General features: G+C 69.6%; 17 protein-coding genes. 13 read left to right on the forward strand and 4 right to left on the reverse strand.

The window, feature by feature from the left end; all coding sequences use genetic code 11:
- The first annotated feature begins 67 nt into the window (after positions 1-67).
- The 6 genes from JR064_RS18540 (at position 68) to JR064_RS18565 (ending at position 5,404) form a co-directional block, all read left to right on the forward strand.
- Positions 68-643, forward strand: a complete 576-nt coding sequence (locus JR064_RS18540; RefSeq protein ID WP_206230687.1) for a nitroreductase family protein — start codon at positions 68-70, stop codon at positions 641-643.
- Positions 640-1,563 carry a 5'-3' exonuclease gene (locus JR064_RS18545; protein ID WP_179568174.1) on the forward strand — a complete coding sequence of 308 codons (924 nt, stop codon included), beginning with the start codon at positions 640-642 and terminating at the stop codon, positions 1,561-1,563. The genes JR064_RS18540 and JR064_RS18545 overlap by 4 nt, the downstream gene beginning before the upstream one ends.
- Positions 1,564-2,018: 455 nt before the next feature.
- Positions 2,019-2,570 (forward strand): NUDIX hydrolase, encoded by a 552-nt coding sequence (locus JR064_RS18550; RefSeq protein ID WP_184411768.1) that lies wholly within the window; start codon positions 2,019-2,021, stop codon positions 2,568-2,570.
- A 7-nt stretch (positions 2,571-2,577) separates the two neighbouring features.
- The gene (locus tag JR064_RS18555) at positions 2,578-3,363 is read left to right on the forward strand and encodes an N-formylglutamate amidohydrolase (protein WP_206230688.1); all 786 of its coding nucleotides are present in this window, start codon (positions 2,578-2,580) and stop codon (positions 3,361-3,363) included.
- A 76-nt stretch (positions 3,364-3,439) separates the two neighbouring features.
- A complete protein-coding gene (locus tag JR064_RS18560) occupies positions 3,440-4,333 on the forward strand; it encodes a transglutaminase-like domain-containing protein (RefSeq protein ID WP_179568180.1) in 894 nt (297 codons plus the stop codon).
- Between the two features lie 15 nt (positions 4,334-4,348).
- The gene (locus JR064_RS18565; protein ID WP_206230689.1) at positions 4,349-5,404 is read left to right on the forward strand and encodes a hypothetical protein; all 1,056 of its coding nucleotides are present in this window, start codon (positions 4,349-4,351) and stop codon (positions 5,402-5,404) included.
- A gap of 134 nt (positions 5,405-5,538) precedes the next feature.
- On the opposite strand, the gene pip is transcribed toward JR064_RS18565, so the two are convergent.
- Together pip and prmC are read right to left on the reverse strand one after the other, a co-directional pair.
- Positions 5,539-6,480, reverse strand: coding sequence for a prolyl aminopeptidase (pip, locus tag JR064_RS18570; protein WP_179568184.1), 942 nt, complete (start codon positions 6,478-6,480; stop codon positions 5,539-5,541).
- Between the two features lie 128 nt (positions 6,481-6,608).
- The gene (gene prmC / locus JR064_RS18575; protein ID WP_206230690.1) at positions 6,609-7,442 is read right to left on the reverse strand and encodes a peptide chain release factor N(5)-glutamine methyltransferase; all 834 of its coding nucleotides are present in this window, start codon (positions 7,440-7,442) and stop codon (positions 6,609-6,611) included.
- A 215-nt stretch (positions 7,443-7,657) separates the two neighbouring features.
- On the opposite strand from prmC, the gene ahpC reads away from it, so the two are divergent.
- From ahpC to JR064_RS18610, 7 genes are all read left to right on the forward strand, one after another.
- Complete coding sequence (gene ahpC / locus JR064_RS18580; protein WP_039007575.1) at positions 7,658-8,221, forward strand: alkyl hydroperoxide reductase subunit C; 564 nt, start codon at positions 7,658-7,660, stop codon at positions 8,219-8,221.
- Between the two features lie 202 nt (positions 8,222-8,423).
- Positions 8,424-10,013 (forward strand): alkyl hydroperoxide reductase subunit F, encoded by a 1,590-nt coding sequence (ahpF, locus tag JR064_RS18585; RefSeq protein ID WP_206230691.1) that lies wholly within the window; start codon positions 8,424-8,426, stop codon positions 10,011-10,013.
- Positions 10,014-10,113: 100 nt separating this feature from the next.
- Positions 10,114-11,079, forward strand: coding sequence for a LysR substrate-binding domain-containing protein (locus JR064_RS18590; RefSeq protein WP_191826797.1), 966 nt, complete (start codon positions 10,114-10,116; stop codon positions 11,077-11,079).
- A 103-nt stretch (positions 11,080-11,182) separates the two neighbouring features.
- Entirely contained in the window at positions 11,183-11,977 is a 795-nt protein-coding gene (locus JR064_RS18595) for a hypothetical protein (protein ID WP_191826796.1), read from the forward strand.
- Between the two features lie 98 nt (positions 11,978-12,075).
- Entirely contained in the window at positions 12,076-12,504 is a 429-nt protein-coding gene (gene rnk, locus JR064_RS18600) for a nucleoside diphosphate kinase regulator (protein ID WP_191826795.1), read from the forward strand.
- Between the two features lie 48 nt (positions 12,505-12,552).
- The gene (gene tal, locus JR064_RS18605) at positions 12,553-13,518 is read left to right on the forward strand and encodes a transaldolase (protein ID WP_206230692.1); all 966 of its coding nucleotides are present in this window, start codon (positions 12,553-12,555) and stop codon (positions 13,516-13,518) included.
- 309 nt (positions 13,519-13,827) lie between these two features.
- A complete protein-coding gene (locus tag JR064_RS18610) occupies positions 13,828-14,397 on the forward strand; it encodes a type 1 glutamine amidotransferase family protein (protein ID WP_206230693.1) in 570 nt (189 codons plus the stop codon).
- A 69-nt stretch (positions 14,398-14,466) separates the two neighbouring features.
- Here JR064_RS18610 and msrA read toward each other — a convergent pair whose 3' ends face one another.
- Together msrA and JR064_RS18620 are read right to left on the reverse strand one after the other, a co-directional pair.
- On the reverse strand, positions 14,467-15,117 hold the full coding sequence (gene msrA, locus JR064_RS18615) for a peptide-methionine (S)-S-oxide reductase MsrA (protein ID WP_206230694.1): 651 nt from the start codon (positions 15,115-15,117) through the stop codon (positions 14,467-14,469).
- Between the two features lie 113 nt (positions 15,118-15,230).
- On the reverse strand, positions 15,231-15,746 hold the full coding sequence (locus tag JR064_RS18620) for an SgcJ/EcaC family oxidoreductase (RefSeq protein ID WP_206230695.1): 516 nt from the start codon (positions 15,744-15,746) through the stop codon (positions 15,231-15,233).
- Positions 15,747-15,763 lie beyond the last annotated feature (17 nt).

Raw genomic sequence — 15,763 nt, forward strand, 5'->3', positions numbered from 1 at the left:
CGCGGCATCCGCTGCCGCTTTTGGGCACGCGACTATAATTCGGCGCCCGCCCCACGGAATCGAGACTATGCGCACACTTCATTCGCTGCAAGCGCTGGATGAGCGCCGTTCGGTGCCGTCCAAGCAATTGGGCGAGCCGGGACCCGATGCGGCGACCCTGCTGGCGATGCTGCGCTCGGCGGTGCGCGTGCCCGATCACGGCAAGCTGGTGCCGTTCCGGTTCCTGCGCATCGCCGGCCAGGCGCGCCTGGCGCTGGGCGACTTCCTGGCCGAGCGCACGCTGCAGCGCGACCCGGGCGCCCCGCCCGCCGCGGTGGAGAAGGATCGCGAACGTTTCGCGCATGCGCCGCTGGCGATCGCGGTGATCGCGCGGCTGCAGCGCGAGGAGAAAGTGCCGGAGATCGAGCAATGGCTGACCGCCGGCTCGGTCTGCTTCGCGCTGCTGCAGGCGGCGCAGGCCTACGGCTTCGGCGCGCAGTGGCTGACCGCCTGGATGGCCTACGACGACGCGGTGGCGGCGCGGCTGGGTCTGGCCGAGAACGAGCGCATCGCCGGTTTCATCCATATCGGCACCCCGCGCATGCAGGTGCCCGAGCGCGAGCGTCCCGATCCGCAGCAGCTGCTGAGCGATTGGGCGCCGTGAACGCAGCGGCGCCGACGCGGCCGCTGTACCTGGTCGATGCCAGCCTGTACGTGTTCCGCGCCTGGCACTCGATCCCCGACGAGTTCCAGGACGCGCAGGGCTGGCCGACCAACGCGGTGCACGGCTTCGCCCGCTTCCTGCTCGACCTGCTCGAACGCGAGCGCCCGCAGCACATCGCGATCGCCTTCGACGAAGCACTGGACAGCTGCTTCCGCAATCGCCTGTATCCGGCCTACAAGGCCAATCGCGCGCCGGCGCCGGACGCGTTGCGGCGCCAGTTCGCGCACTGCAAGGCGCTGTGCGCGGCGCTCGGCCTGGGCGTGCTGGCGCACCACGACTACGAGGCCGACGACCTGATCGGCAGCGCCCTGCACAGCATGCGCGGCGCCGGCTTCCACGGCGTGATCGTGTCCGCCGACAAGGACCTGTCGCAGTTGCTGCTGCTCGACTTCGACGAACAGTGGGACTACGCGCGCGGCCAGCGCTGGGGCATGGCCGGGGTCAAGGCGCGGCACGGCGTGCACGCGCACCAGATCGCCGACTACCTGGCGCTGACCGGCGATGCGATCGACAACATTCCCGGCGTCACCGGCATCGGCGCCAAGTCCGCGGCGATCCTGCTGGCGCATTTCGGCGACCTGGACACGCTGCTGGCGCGGATCGACGAAGTGGCGTTCCTGCGCCTGCGCGGCGCGGCGCAGATGGCGGTGCGCCTGCGCGAGCAGCGCGAGCACGCGCTGCTGTGGCGGCAACTGGCCACCATCGCACTGGACGCGCCGCTGCATTCGGCCGCACCGGGCTTCGCCCGCGGCCAGGCCGACGCCGACATGCTGCACGGCCTGTGCGAAGCGCTGCGCTTCGGCCCGTTGACCCGGCGCCGCTTGCTGCAGGCGGCGGGGCTGGACGGTCCCGTCGGCTAGGCGTCGGCGCAACGCGATACGGATGACGCGCTTGCAGAGCGACGCCGGATGGTCTCGGGCCATCGCCAAGCGACAAGCGTGTTGACCTCGGCGAGGTCGGGGCTGAAGCCGCTCCTACAGCGCAGCCAGCAGGCGTGCCGCAAGCCCCCTGTAGGAGCGGCTTCAGCCGCGACGAACGGAGCGGCGGACCTCCGCGGCTCCAGTCAGCCCCACCCACAATGCACCCGACAGCTCGCCGCAAGTCGCGGTAGACGCGGCTTCAGCCGTAACCAACGGAGCGACGCCCGTCGCGGCGTCGGAACCGACGCACCTGGCCTGCGGAACCGCTCCGAAAACCTGCAAACCCACAAACGCACGCGCATCATCGCGACACCGATGCCTCTACACTTCAGGACAGCCGGGCTGCGCGCCGACGCGGCCACGCCTTCTTCTTCCGAACCGAGCGAACGCTACCCATGACCCGCCACGATTCCCCGCCCCGCGTCGTCTACGAAGGCAAATACCAGCGCATGGTGGTGCGCGGCACCTGGGAGTATTCCGAACGGGTGCACGCCGGCGGCCTGGCCGCGATCATCGTCGCGGTGACGCCGGACGACGAGGTGCTGTTCGTCGAGCAGTTCCGCGTGCCGCTGCAGGCGCGCACCATCGAGATGCCGGCCGGGCTGGTCGGCGACATCGACGCGGGCGAATCGATCGAAGTGTCGGCGGTGCGCGAACTGGAGGAAGAGACCGGCTGGACCGCCGACCACGCCGAGGTGCTGATGATCGGCCCGACCTCCTCCGGCGCCAGCAACGAAAAGGTCGCCTTCGTCCGTGCCAGCGGCCTGCGCAAGGTCGGCGACGGCGGCGGCGATGCCAGCGAGGACATCACCGTGCACACGGTGCCGCGCGCCCGCGCGGCGGCCTGGCTGGTGCAGAAGATGGGCGAAGGCTACGAGCTGGACGCCAAGCTGTGGGCCGGGCTGTGGATGATCGAGCACCAGTTGGACGGCACCCCGCGTGGCTGAGCCGACGATGCACGCGGATGCCGCGCCGTCCCTGCTCGGCGCCGGCGATCCGCCGCCCTACACCGTGTACCAGGCGCACGGCCGTTCGCCCTATCTGCTGATCGCCGACCACGCCGGTCAGCGCGTGCCGCAGGCGCTGGCCGACCTGGGCCTGCCGCAGCACGAACTGGACCGGCACATCGGCTGGGACATCGGCATCGCCGGCGTCACCGCCGACCTGGCGCAGGCGCTGGACGCGTTCGCGATCGTGCAGACCTATTCGCGGCTGGTGATCGACTGCAACCGGCCGCTGTCGGCGCCGGGTTCGATCGCCGAGGTCAGCGACGGCACCGTGGTGCCGGGCAACCAGGGGCTGGACGCCGCCGCGCGCGCGGCGCGCGTCAGCGCGATCTTCGCGCCCTACCACGCGCGCATCGCCGCGGAACTGGACCGGCGCCGCGACGCCGGCCTGGCCACCATCCTGATCGCGATGCACAGCTTCACCCCGGCGATGGCAGGCGAGTCCCGGCCCTGGCATGCCGGCGTGCTGTACCAGCGCGATGCGCGCTTCGCGCAGGCGCTGCTGGCCGAACTGCGCGCCGAACCGGGCCTGGTGGTCGGCGACAACCAGCCCTATTCGGTCAGCGACGCCACCGACTACGCGATCCCGGTGCACGCCGAGGCGCGCGGCCTGGCGCACGTGGAACTGGAGATCCGCCAGGACCTGATCGCCGACCGTGCAGGACAGCGGCAATGGGCGCAGCGCTTGCTCAGCATGCTGAATCGGTTGCAAGCTGCCTTCACACCGGGCTGAGCGCAGGCTGCGCACTCTCGGTGCATCGCCGTCCATTCGGACGCCCCCTCGCTGCATGCACCGGACCCCTGCCCCCATGCTCATCCGCCTCGGCTACGAGATCCGCTACCGTTTCCTGCAGCCCACCCCGGTGCTGGCGATGCTCGACATCCACGACAGCCGCCGCACCGACATCGTCGTGGCCACCGCGCTGCAGACCGAACCGGCGATTCCGCTGCGCGGCTATCGCGACCAGTTCGGCAACAGCTGCACGCGCATGCTGGCCCCGGCCGGCGTACTGACCCTGCGCGCCGACGCGGTGGTGCGCGACAGCGGCCTGCCCGACCAGTACCGCTACGACGCGCCGCAGACCCCGGTGGAGCAGCTGCCGGACGACACCCTGATGTACCTGCTCGGCAGCCGCTACTGCGAGACCGACCTGCTCAGCGGCATGGCCTGGGACCTGTTCGGCAGCGCGCCGACCGGCTGGGCGCGGGTGCAGGCGATCTGCGACTACGTGCATGCGCAGATCGAATTCGGCTACGAGCACGCGCGCCCGACCAAGAGCGCGGCACAGGCGCTGCAGGAAGGCCGCGGCGTGTGCCGCGACTTCGCCCACTCGGCGATCGCGCTGTGCCGCTGCATGAACATCCCGGCGCGCTACTGCACCGGCTACCTGGGCGACATCGGCGTGCCCGCCTCGGCGGCGCCGATGGATTTCTCCGGCTGGTTCGAGGCGTTCCTGGACGGGCAGTGGTACACCTTCGATGCGCGCCACAACCTGCCGCGCATCGGCCGGGTGCTGATCGCGCGCGGCCGCGACGCCGCCGACGTGGCGATCAGCAACACCTTCGGCTACAACACGCTGGAATCGTTCGTGGTGTGGACCGACGAAACCGACCAGGCACGGCTGGATCCGCGTCCTGCCAGCGCCGCGGGGGTCGCCGGCAACGGCGCTGCGGCGCTGCGGACCGAGGGACTCTACCTGTAGGGCGGTTTCGCCCAGATGCGGCCGCATCCCGCAGTGGCTTGCGGGATCGGCGCAGCGGTCGCGACGGCGTGCACCGACAGCGTCCGTCGCAACCGGCGGCCCGAAGCCGTCCCGGCGGTCGCGCCTTCGGGAACATGGGGCCAGGCGATGGTCAGACAGGCCATTTGTGGGAGGGACTTCAGTCCCGACTGCAGCGAATCGCCAGACTTCGGTCGCCATTTCATCCGCCCGCCGGGAACCTTCCCCGAAACGGCACCATGGTCCCGCGGCGAAAAGGAAGCGGCGCGCGCTGCGTGGCCGGCGGCGACACACCACGGCAAGAGCGCGCGAACGCCGCGCCGTAGCATCGTCGGACTCGTTGCCAGTCGGAGTCTTGCCGTGCCCGTTCGCCGTCGCTGTCCCCCTCTTCTGCTGCTGGTGCTGATGCTGCAGGTCCCGGCGTTCGCGCAACAGGTCGCCACCGACCCGCCGACGCAATGGCAAGCCGACGCCAAGGCCAACAAGAAAGCCGCCAAGCAGGCAGAAAAGGCCGCCGAGCGCGCGGTGCCGCGACAAACGGCCGCCGCCGGCGGACCCGCGCCTGACGGCGAAGGCCCGGGCGGTGGTCAGGGAGGCCCGGGCGGTCCAGGCAGCGAAGGCGGCCCGCCGGGCGGCCCCCCCGGCGGTGGATCCGGCGCACGCCGCGCCAGCGGTCCGCTGCAGATGCTGCGTCCGGAGATGGACTTCGCCGCGCCGTTGACCGATACGCTGCTGCTTTACCGCACCCGCGAATCGGTGGTGTTCGGCCGCCCCGGCAGCAGCGACGTGGTGATCCTGCCGCTGTCCGGCGCGCACGTGCAGATCGCGCCCGGCGTGCAGGCGCTGCTGCACGACAACCCCGACGGCATGGTGGTGGAAATCAGCACCAGCAACGGCATCCGCGTGTCCTACCGCTACACCACCGATGCGCAGGATGCGGACAGCCTGCGCGTGCACATCCGCGCCGAAGGCCATGCCGAATCGCAGCGTGGCGGGGTGTTCGAGGTCGATCGCGTGTACCACCGCGGAAACGCCGCAAAACGAAAGGGTTGAGCCGCGTCGCGTCGCCTGCAACGCCGGCGGCGCGCAGGCATCGCGGATGCCTCGCAACCTGGCCCGATCCAGGCCCACGGCGTGGACGTTGCCGCATGCCGTGCGCCGCGGGTGCGGCGCACGGCATCCCCGCCTCAGGCGAAGGCGTCGGTGGCGCGCACCAGGGCGTCGACGTTCTCGACCTCGAACGCGGAATGGCCCGCGCTCGGGGTGATCTCAAGCGTCGCCTTCGGCCAGGCCTTGTGCAGCTCCCAGGCGCTCTGCAGCGGGCACACCACGTCGTAGCGGCCCTGCACGATCACCCCCGGGATGTCGGCGATCCTGCCGGCGTCGCGCAGCAACTGGTCTTCGACCTCGAAGAAGCCGCCGTTGACGAAGTAGTGGTTCTCGATGCGCGCGAACGCCAGCGCGAACTGCGCGTCCTCGTGGCCGCTGACGAAATCCGCGTCCACGTGCAGGAAGCTGGTGGCGCCTTCCCACACGCTCCACGCGCGCGCCGCGGCCAGGCGCGTGGCCTGGTCGTCGCTGGTCAGGCGGCGATGGAACGCGGAGATCAGGTCGGCGCGCTCCACCGGCGGAATCGCGGCGACGTAGTGCTCCCAGGCATCGGGGAACAGCCGGCTGGCGCCTTCCTGGTAGAACCACTCCAGCTCCCAGCGGCGCAGCATGAAGATGCCGCGCAGCACCAGTTCGGTGACGCGCTGCGGATGGGTCTGCGCGTAGGCCAGCGCCAGGGTCGAACCCCAGCTGCCGCCGAACACCTGCCAGCGCGCGATGCCGAGCGTCTCGCGCAGCGTCTCGATGTCGGCGACCAGATCCCAGGTGGTGTTGTCGACCAGGTCCGCATGCGGGGTGGAGCGGCCGGAGCCGCGCTGGTCGAACAGCACGATGCGGTACTTGGCCGGATCGTGGAAGCGACGCATCTTGGCATTGCAGCCGCCGCCCGGTCCGCCGTGCAGCAGCACCACCGGCTTGCCCTGCGGGTTGCCGCACTGTTCGTAGTACAGCGTGTGGCGGGCGTCCACCGGCAGCATGCCGCTGTCGAACGGTTCGATCTCGGGATACAGCGTACGCATGGCGGCTCCTGCTCGAAAACGGTGCTTGAAAACTGGATTTTACCCGCGGATGGCGTGGCCCTGCGGCGTGCGCCGTCGCCGTTCGCTCACGCCGGCTTCCGGCGCAGACACGGCTGGCGGCGCTCGAATCAGCCAGCCGGCCAACATCCCAGGCTGACCCGGTCGCGCGCTTCCAGGTCCTGGTAGGTCGCCACGGCATCGAAGCCGGCATCCGCCAGCAGCGCGCGCACGCCCTCGCCCTGCTCCCAGCCGTGCTCGAGCAGCAGCCAGCCGCCCGGCAGCAGATGCGCCGATGCGCCGGCGACGATCAGCCGAATGTCGTCCAGGCCGTCGGCGCCGGATGCCAGTGCGCTGGCCGGTTCGTAGCGCAGGTCGCCCTGCGCCAGGTGCGGGTCGCCGGCGGCGATGTAGGGCGGGTTGCTGGCGATCAGGTCGAAGCGCTGACCGGCCAGCGGCGCCAGCCAGGGACCGTGGGCGAAACGGACGTTGTGCAGGCCGTGCGTGCGCGCATTGGCTTGCGCCACCGCCAGCGCCGCGTCGCTCAGGTCGGTGGCCAGCACCTGCGCCTGCGGCCGTTCGCTGGCCAGCGCCAGCGCGATCGCCCCGCTGCCGGTGCCCAGGTCGGCGGCGCGGCGGCCCGGCGCCGTGTCCAGCCGCTCCAGCGCCAGTTCCACCAGGCGCTCGGTGTCCGCGCGCGGGATCAGCGTGGCCGGGCCGACCGCCAGGTCCAGGGTCCAGAAGCCGCGACGGCCGGTCAGATAGGCCACCGGTTCGCCCTGCGCGCGCCGCGCCAGCAGGGCATCGAAGCGCTCCGCCGCCGCCGTGGGCAACGGATCGCGGGCGTGCGCGAACAGCCAGGCGCGGTCGCGCTGCAGGGCGTGGATCAGCAAGGCTTCGGCATCGGCGCGGTCGATCCGCGCGCTGGCCGCGCGCAGCAGGGACTCGGGGGTGGGGGCGTTCATCGGCGTCACGATGCCGCAGCGGCCTGGAAAAGCCAACGTGGTAGAACCATTGAACGGTGTGCGCCCACCGCAACGCAGCAAAGAGCCAGGCTTGAATAGCGATAGGCCAAACCTATCTATTCAATTCCATCAATCGATTTGAGATATCTATCGACCCCTCCTATGATGAGCCTCGTTCTATCCCCCGTTCCCCTTCGCAACCACGAGGAAACTCCATGTCTCTGATCAACACCCAGGTCCAGCCGTTCAAGGCCAACGCCTACAAGAACGGCGAATTCATCGAAGTCACCGACGCGGACCTGAAGGGCAAGTGGTCGGTGCTGATCTTCATGCCGGCCGCCTTCACCTTCAACTGCCCCACCGAAGTGGAAGACGCCGCCGACAATTACGCCGAGTTCCAGAAGATCGGCGCCGAGGTCTACATCGTCACCACCGACACCCATTTCTCGCACAAGGTGTGGCACGAGACCTCGCCGGCCGTCGGCAAGGCGCAGTTCCCGCTGGTCGGCGACCCGACCCACCAGCTGACCCGCGCGTTCGGCGTGCACATCGACGAGGAAGGCCTGGCCCTGCGCGGCACCTTCGTGATCAACCCGGAAGGCGTGATCAAGACGCTGGAAATCCACGACAACGCGATCGCCCGCGACGTCACCGAGACCCTGCGCAAGCTCAAGGCCGCGCAGTTCGTCGCCTCGCATCCGGGCGAAGTGTGCCCGGCCAAGTGGAAGGAAGGCGAAAAGACCCTGAAGCCGTCGCTGGACCTGGTCGGCAAGATCTAAGCCGCGCCCCACTCCCATCTCCGCCGTTTCGGCGGGGGTGGGGGTGAACCGCAGCCCGCGTCGCGGCCGGTACGCCCGCCTCACGCCAGCCACCGGCAGCGCGCGCCGGCTGCGGTTCACCCCTCCTCCCAATTCTTTACGGCGCTCTGCCCCTGCGGCAGCAACGCCTTCCCCTCGCTTTGCCCATCGTCAGGAGTCCGCCATGTTGGATGCCGATCTGAAAACCCAGTTGAAGGCTTACCTGGAGCGGGTCGTTCGGCCCATCCACATCACCGCGTCGGTGGACGACGGCGCCAAGTCGCGCGAGATGCTCGACCTGCTCGAGGACCTGGTGCTGCTGTCGGACAAGATCAGCCTGGACGTGCACCGCGACAGCGCCGAGCGCACCCCGTCGTTCGCGCTGACCAGTCCCGGCCACGACATCCACCTGCGCTTCGCCGGGCTGCCGCTGGGCCACGAGTTCACCTCGCTGGTGCTGGCGCTGCTGCAGGTCGGCGGGCATCCGTCCAAGGCCACCGCCGAGGTCATCGAGCAGGTGCGCAACCTGCCCGGCAAGTACGTGTTCGAGACCTATTTCTCGCTGTCCTGCCAGAACTGCCCGGACGTGGTGCAGGCGCTGAACCTGGCCGCGGTGCTGAACCCGAACATCAAGCACGTGGCGATCGACGGCGCGCTGTTCCAGGACGAGGTGGAGGCGCGGCAGATCATGTCGGTGCCCACCGTGTACCTCAACGGCGAAGTGTTCGACCAGGGCCGCATGAGCCTGGAGCAGATCGTGGCCAAGCTCGATACCGGCGCGGCCAAGCGCGACGCGGCCAACATCGCGGCCAAGGCGCCGTTCGACGTGCTGGTGATCGGCGGCGGCCCGGCCGGCGCGGCGGCGGCGATCTATGCGGCGCGCAAGGGCATCCGCACCGGCGTGGCGGCCGAGCGTTTCGGCGGCCAGGTGCTGGACACCATGGCGATCGAGAACTTCATTTCGGTGCAGGAGACCGAAGGCCCGAAGATGGCCGCGGCGCTGGAGCAGCACGTGCGCCAGTACGACGTGGACATCATGAACCTGCAGCGCGCCGAGCAGCTGATTCCGGCCGGCGCCGACGGCCTGGTCGAGATCAGGCTGGCCAACGGCGCGTCGCTGAAGAGCCGCAGCGTGATCCTGTCCACCGGCGCCCGCTGGCGGCAGATGAACGTGCCCGGCGAGGACCAGTACCGCAACAAGGGCGTGGCCTATTGCCCGCACTGCGACGGCCCGCTGTTCAAGGGCAAGCGCGTGGCGGTGATCGGCGGCGGCAACTCCGGCGTGGAAGCGGCGATCGACCTGGCCGGCATCGTCAGCCATGTCACCCTGGTCGAGTTCGACGCCAAGCTGCGCGCCGACGAAGTGCTGCAGCGCAAGCTGCGCAGCCTGGGCAACGTGGACATCCTCGTCAACGCGCAGAGCACCGAGGTGCTGGGCGACGGCAGCAAGGTCACCGGGCTGGTCTACAAGGACCGTGTCGGCGGCGACGTCCACCGCCTGGCGCTGGAAGGCATCTTCGTGCAGATCGGCCTGCTGCCCAACACCGAGTGGCTGCAGGGCACGGTGGCGCTGTCGCCGCGCGGCGAGATCGTCGTCGACGACCGCGGCCAGACCTCGCTGCCCGGCGTGTTCGCCGCCGGCGACGCCACCACGGTGCCGTACAAGCAGATCATCATCGCCATGGGCGAAGGCTCCAAGGCGGCGCTGAGCGCGTTCGACCACCTGATCCGCAGCAGCGCGCCGGTCAGCAGCGCGGTCGCCGAAGCGGCCTGATGCGCGATCGCCCCGCGCCGCGACCCGGCGCGGGGCCTATGCTGTCCCGCGGGGCGACTGGCCCCACGCCGCGCCGAACGCACCGCCAAGGAACCTGCCGATGAACCTGCGTGATCTGAAATACCTGGTGGCGCTGGCCGATCACAAGCATTTCGGGCGCGCCGCGGCGGCCTGTTTCGTCAGCCAGCCGACGCTGTCCACGCAGATCAAGAAGCTCGAGGACGAACTGGGCGTGCCGCTGGTCGAGCGCGCGCCGCGCAAGGTCATGCTGACCCCAGCCGGGCGCGAGGCGGCCAGCCGCGCGCGCGGCATCGTCGCCGAGATCGAGCAGATGAAGGAGGCGGCGCGGCGCAGCCAGGACCCGGAAGCGGGTACGGTGCGCCTGGGCATCTTCCCGACGCTGGGCCCGTACCTGCTGCCGCACGTGATCCCGGGCATCCGCGAGCGCTTCCCGCAACTGGAACTGCTGCTGATCGAGGAAAAGAGCGACGTGCTGCTGACCCGATTGCGCGAAGGCCGGCTGGATGCGGCGCTGCTCGCGCTGCCGCTGCACGACGACCAACTGCATACCGAATTCCTGTTCGAGGAACCGTTCGTGCTGGCGGTGCCGGATAGCCATCCGCTGGCCCAGCGCGATTCGTTGAGCCTGAGCGAACTGCACCAGCAACGGCTGCTGCTGCTGGAGGACGGCCATTGCCTGCGCGAACAGGCCTTGGACGTCTGCCATCTGTCCGGCGCGCTGGAAAAGGCCGAATTCCAGGCCACCAGCCTGGAAACGCTGCGGCAGATGGTGGCCGCCAATGTCGGCGTGACCCTGCTGCCCTTGCTGGCGGTGCAGCCGCCGGTGACCAACTCGTCCAATATCCACCTGCTGCGCTTCGACGATGCCTCCGGCCCGAGCCGGCGCATCGCGATGCTGTGGCGCCGCAGCTCGGCGATGAGCGATTTCCTGGAGCAGTTGGCGCAACTGTTCAAGGCGCTGCCCGAGGCGCTGCTGTCGGCCAAGGCCGCACCGTCGGCGCTCGCCCCGACGGCCGCCGCGCTGCCCCGCGCCGCGACGCTCTGAGCACGGCACCGCGCCATTGGCGCAAGGCGCGCGGGCGACGCTAACGCCCGGTTTACGGCCGACGGTGCGACAATCCCGCGATTACCTGTGTAGAGGAATGCGGATGACGTCTATTGGAACCGTGCTCGGCCGCCATCGCAACAATGCGACGCTGTCGATCCTGGTCATGCTGTTCGGCGTGGCGTTGCTGGCCTGCGGCGTGCTGCTGTTCGCGGTGCGCGACAAGGTCGCGCCGGAAGCGGCGCAGACGCTGCAATGGATCATGCTCGGCCTGGCCTTGGTCGGCGTGTTGACCCTCCTGCTGGGCTGGGCGATCCGCCGCGGCGGCTGGGAACAGGGCGAGCTGGGCGTGCGCCAGTTTCCCGAGCGCAGCGACGGCACCTATCTCTATCGCGACATCGTCGAGACCTGCCAGTTCTACCGTGCCGGCCTGTCGGTCAACCTGGGCTGGCGGCGCGAAGGCCAGGAACAGTGGCAGGCCGCCAACGGCAACATCGGCGGCTACTACAAGTTCCTCGACCGCTTCATGCACGGCTACCTGCAGGCGCGCGTGCCGGTGCTGATGGCCAGGCTCGATGCCGGGCAGACGCTGAGTTTCCGCATGGTCACCACCGCCGGCGCGATCCGCCGCGAATTCGCGGTCAACATGAAGGGCTTCACCCGTGGCCCGCTCGAGACGGTGCAGCTGAGCCGCGAGCGCATCGCCTTCGCCGGCAACGAGGTCCGCATCGACGACATCGTCGGCATGGACGTGTCGGCGTGGACCTCGCGCCTGCAGTTCCAGTTGCGCGGCGGCAGCAAGGTCAGCGTCAGCTACACCGCCCTGTTCGACGGCCCGCTGTTGCTGGCGTTGCTGGAGCAACTGCTACCCACGCAACCGCGCGTTACTGCTGTCTGAGCGCGGCCATCGGCCCTGCGGCCGATGCCACGCGGCAGCCAGCGCCATCCGGGCGGCGCCTCGCAGCGCCGCCTTTTTCATGACCCAAGGAGTTTGCCATGTCCTCTCAACCGCAAAGCGGCCTGCCCCCTTCACTGATCGTGTCCAGCCACGACCTGGCCCGTCTGGAGGCCTTGCTCGAATCCCCCGCATTGCAGCAGCACCCGGCCGCGCTCGCGCTGGGCGCAGAACTCGGCCGCGCCACGGTGGTGCCGCCCGAACAGATTCCCGCCGGCATCGTCGCCATGCACTCGCGCGTGGAATGCGAAGACGAACTGCACGGCGAACGCCACCAACTGACCCTGGTCTATCCGCACGAAGCCGATGCCGCGCAAGGCCGCATCTCGGTGCTGGCGCCGGTCGGCAGCGCCCTGCTCGGCCTGGCCGTGGGCCAGTCGATCGACTGGCAGGGCCCCGGCGGCCGTGCGCTGCGGCTGCGCGTGCTCGCGGTGCAGGCCGCAAGCGACTTTGCGCCTGCGGCGGGTTAACGTGCGCGGGTTTATCCTCCATTTCATCCGTTCCGAGAGATACCGATGATGTCTTCCGCTCCTTCCAAACTGGCCCAGCTGCGCGAGTTGTCCGTGGTCGTGGCCGATACTGGCGACTACGATGCGATCAAGCGGCTCAAGCCGGTCGACTGCACCACCAATCCGACCCTGGTGAAGAAAGCCCTGGATTTGCCGGTCTACGCCGAGCTGATTGACGAGGCGCTGGCCTGGGCGCGCAGCCAGGACGGCGACCACGCCGCCCTGGTCGACGAGATCGCCGACCGCCTGACCATCGGCGTGGGCAGCAAGCTCAGCGCGCTCGTGCCCGGGCGGGTGTCCACCGAGGTGGACGCCGACCTGGCCCACGACACCGCCGCGACCATCGCCAAGGCGCACAAGTTCATCGCCATGTACGCCGAACGCGGCGTGCCCAAGGACAAGATCCTGATCAAGGTCGCCGCGACCTGGGAAGGCATCGAGGCCGCGCGCCAGCTGCAGAAGGACGGCATCGACTGCAACCTGACGCTGATCTTCAACCGCACCCAGGCACTGGCCTGCGCCGAGGCCGGCGTGTTCCTGATCTCGCCGTTCGTCGGTCGCATCCTGGACTGGTACGTGGCCAACGGGCAGACCCCGGCCAGCATCGACGACGACCCGGGCGTGCAGTTCGTGCGCGGCGTGTATGCCGAGTTCAAGCGCCGCGGCTCGCAGACCGTGGTGATGGGCGCCTCGTTCCGTTCCACCGCGCAGATCGAGGCGCTGGCCGGCTGCGACCGCCTGACCATCTCGCCGGAGCTGCTGGAAAAGCTCGACGCCGACCATGGCGAGCTGCCGCGCAAGCTGTCGCCCGGCCAGGCCGACGGCGCGCAGATCGTGCCGATCGATGCCAGGCAGTTCGCCACCGACCTGGCCGCCGATCCGATGGCGACCGAGAAGCTGGCCAGCGGCATCGACACCTTCGCCAAGGACCTGCAGGCGCTGCGCGACACGATCCGGCAGAAGCTGGCGGCCTGAGCGCAGCCTGCAACGGCACGACCCAGGAGCGGCGGCAACGCCGCTCTTTTTTTGCGGGGAATGGGAAAACGGGAATGGGGAATGGGCGAAGCGGGTCTCCGCTTTGCGTTCGATTCCCGATTCGCTGCGGACTCCATCGTAGTTGAGACGCGATAGCCCGCTGCACACAGCGTGGATGCGGCAACACGGTCTGACGCCAAGGACACGCACAGACCCGATGCACGCGTGACAGCGGTCGTGCGGCATAGCGTTGGCGCCGCCGCAACTCTCCGCTCGCTATGCTGCCTACCTCACAGCAGAGGGACGGCAATGGCAACGATCGCGGTAGTGATGGTCGACGGCGTGGCGGACTGGGAGATCGGCACCGTCCTGCCGGCGGCGCGGGCCTGGTTCGGCGACGAGATCAGGATCGCCAGCATCGACGGCAAGCCGCTGACCTCGATCGGCGGACTGAGCCTGCACCCGGAATACGCGTTGTCGGACCTGGCGCCGCTGGAGGCGGACCTGTGGCTATTGCCGGGCAGCGAACGCTGGCAGGCCGGCGAGATTCCCGGACTCAGCGGCTTGCTGCAGCAACGCATCGACGCCGGCCGCGCGGTCGCGGCGATCTGCGGCGCCACCATCGCGCCGGCCTATGCCGGACTGCTGGATACGCGGGCGCATACCAGCAATTCCGAGGCGTTCCTGCGCGAGCACGTGGGCGTCTATGCCGGCACCGCGCACTACCTCGAGCAGAAAGCGGTCAATACGGGCGGGCTGATCACCGCACCCGGCACCAGCCCGGTCACTTTCGCGCTGGAGTGCCTGCGCCAACTGCATCCCGAGCGCGAAGAACAGATCGCGCAGATGCGGCAGATGTTCGCTGCCGAGTTCGTGTGACGCAGCGCGCGCCGGCCTGGACCCGGCTCGCGCGACGACCGCGCAGCGCGTGGGCGCTGCGCGGCCGGTTCAGGCCTCCAGGCCGAGCGAGCAGCTGACCCCCGTACCGCCCAATCCGCAGTAGCCGCCCGGATTCTTGGCCAGGTATTGCTGGTGCTCGTCCTCGGCGTAGTAGAACGGCGGCGCCGGGAACAGGATCTCGGTGGTGATCTCGCCGTAGCCGGCCGCGCGCAGGCGCTGCTGGTAGGCGTCGCGGCTGGCGATGGCCGCGTCGTACTGCGCCTGCGTGCTGCAGTAGATCGCCGAGCGGTACTGGGTGCCGGTATCGTTGCCCTGGCGCATGCCCTGGGTCGGATCGTGGCTTTCCCAGAAGGTCTGCAGCACCTGCTCGAAGCGCAGCGCCTGCGGATCGAACACCACCAGCACCACCTCGGTGTGGCCGGTCTGGCCGGAGCACACTTCCCGGTAGGTGGCGTTGGGCGTCTGCCCGCCGGCGTAGCCGACCGCGGTGCTGAACACACCCGGCAGCGACCAGAACTTGCGCTCGGCGCCCCAGAAGCAGCCCAGGCCGAACTGCACCTGTTGCAGGCCGGCGAACGCGTCGCGCAGCGGGTGGCCATTGACGAAGTGGCGGTTGTGCAGCGGCAGCGGCTCCGCGCGGCCGGGCAGGCTTTCGCCCGGGCGCGGCAAGCGCTGCTTGAAGGCACCGATTCCCAACATGGCGCGGACTCCTGGCATCGAAAGGGATGCCTCCTGGATGGCGCTGCCGGCATCGGCTTTCAAGGTGCGCGTGGCGCTGGGCCGCCATCGGCCCAGGCCACGCGCCCGCCAGCTCAATGCGCCGCGGTCTTGCTGCCGCCGCCCGCCACTTCCGGCATCGCCGAGCTGTGGTGGTTGATGATCAGCCAGCGGCCGTCGCGCTTCTCGTAGACGAAGGTGTAGCGCGCCTGCACCTTGCGGGTGCTGCCGTCCGGATTGGTCAGGGTGAAGGTGTAGACGCCGGCATCGACCGCGCTGTCGTCGTCGAGCAGCCGCACCTGGCGGTAGTTGATGACGCCCTGCGGCTTGGCCGCCAGGAAGTGGTCGAAGTAGTCCTTGATCTCGGCGCGGCTGGCGCGGACTTGGTTGGACACGGTCGGCAGCAGCACGCCGTCGCGGGCATACAGGTCGGCGACGCGGTCGGCGTTGCCGGTAGCCAGCGCCGCGTTCCAGCGGTCGAACAGGCCGGCGATCTCGCGCTCCTCGCCCGCGGCCGGCAACGACGGCCGGGCGTCGTAGTGCATCGCCGGGGCCGCCAGCGCGGTGGTGGTGGACAGGCTCAGGACCAGGGTGAACAGGATGCGACGCATGGTGGATCTCCGCTGTG

It is taken from the genome of Xanthomonas bonasiae (genome assembly GCF_017163705.1).
In the GTDB taxonomy this organism is placed as follows: domain Bacteria; phylum Pseudomonadota; class Gammaproteobacteria; order Xanthomonadales; family Xanthomonadaceae; genus Xanthomonas_A; species Xanthomonas_A bonasiae.

Excerpts from the sequence above, each read along its gene's own strand:
- JR064_RS18560 (WP_179568180.1), top strand. The coding sequence starts at position 3,440 with ATGCTCATCCGCCTCGGCTACGAGATCCGCTACCGTTTCCTGCAGCCC.
- JR064_RS18590 (WP_191826797.1), top strand. The coding sequence starts at position 10,114 with ATGAACCTGCGTGATCTGAAATACCTGGTGGCGCTGGCCGATCACAAG.
- ahpC (WP_039007575.1), top strand. The coding sequence starts at position 7,658 with ATGTCTCTGATCAACACCCAGGTCCAGCCGTTCAAGGCCAACGCCTAC.
- JR064_RS18595 (WP_191826796.1), top strand. The coding sequence starts at position 11,183 with ATGACGTCTATTGGAACCGTGCTCGGCCGCCATCGCAACAATGCGACG.
- ahpF (WP_206230691.1), top strand. The coding sequence starts at position 8,424 with ATGTTGGATGCCGATCTGAAAACCCAGTTGAAGGCTTACCTGGAGCGG.
- JR064_RS18555 (WP_206230688.1), top strand. The coding sequence starts at position 2,578 with ATGCACGCGGATGCCGCGCCGTCCCTGCTCGGCGCCGGCGATCCGCCG.
- JR064_RS18565 (WP_206230689.1), top strand. The coding sequence starts at position 4,349 with ATGCGGCCGCATCCCGCAGTGGCTTGCGGGATCGGCGCAGCGGTCGCG.
- msrA (WP_206230694.1), bottom strand. The coding sequence starts at position 15,117 with ATGTTGGGAATCGGTGCCTTCAAGCAGCGCTTGCCGCGCCCGGGCGAA.
- JR064_RS18540 (WP_206230687.1), top strand. The coding sequence starts at position 68 with ATGCGCACACTTCATTCGCTGCAAGCGCTGGATGAGCGCCGTTCGGTG.
- rnk (WP_191826795.1), top strand. The coding sequence starts at position 12,076 with ATGTCCTCTCAACCGCAAAGCGGCCTGCCCCCTTCACTGATCGTGTCC.
- JR064_RS18620 (WP_206230695.1), bottom strand. The coding sequence starts at position 15,746 with ATGCGTCGCATCCTGTTCACCCTGGTCCTGAGCCTGTCCACCACCACC.
- tal (WP_206230692.1), top strand. The coding sequence starts at position 12,553 with ATGTCTTCCGCTCCTTCCAAACTGGCCCAGCTGCGCGAGTTGTCCGTG.
- JR064_RS18550 (WP_184411768.1), top strand. The coding sequence starts at position 2,019 with ATGACCCGCCACGATTCCCCGCCCCGCGTCGTCTACGAAGGCAAATAC.
- JR064_RS18610 (WP_206230693.1), top strand. The coding sequence starts at position 13,828 with ATGGCAACGATCGCGGTAGTGATGGTCGACGGCGTGGCGGACTGGGAG.
- pip (WP_179568184.1), bottom strand. The coding sequence starts at position 6,480 with ATGCGTACGCTGTATCCCGAGATCGAACCGTTCGACAGCGGCATGCTG.
- prmC (WP_206230690.1), bottom strand. The coding sequence starts at position 7,442 with ATGAACGCCCCCACCCCCGAGTCCCTGCTGCGCGCGGCCAGCGCGCGG.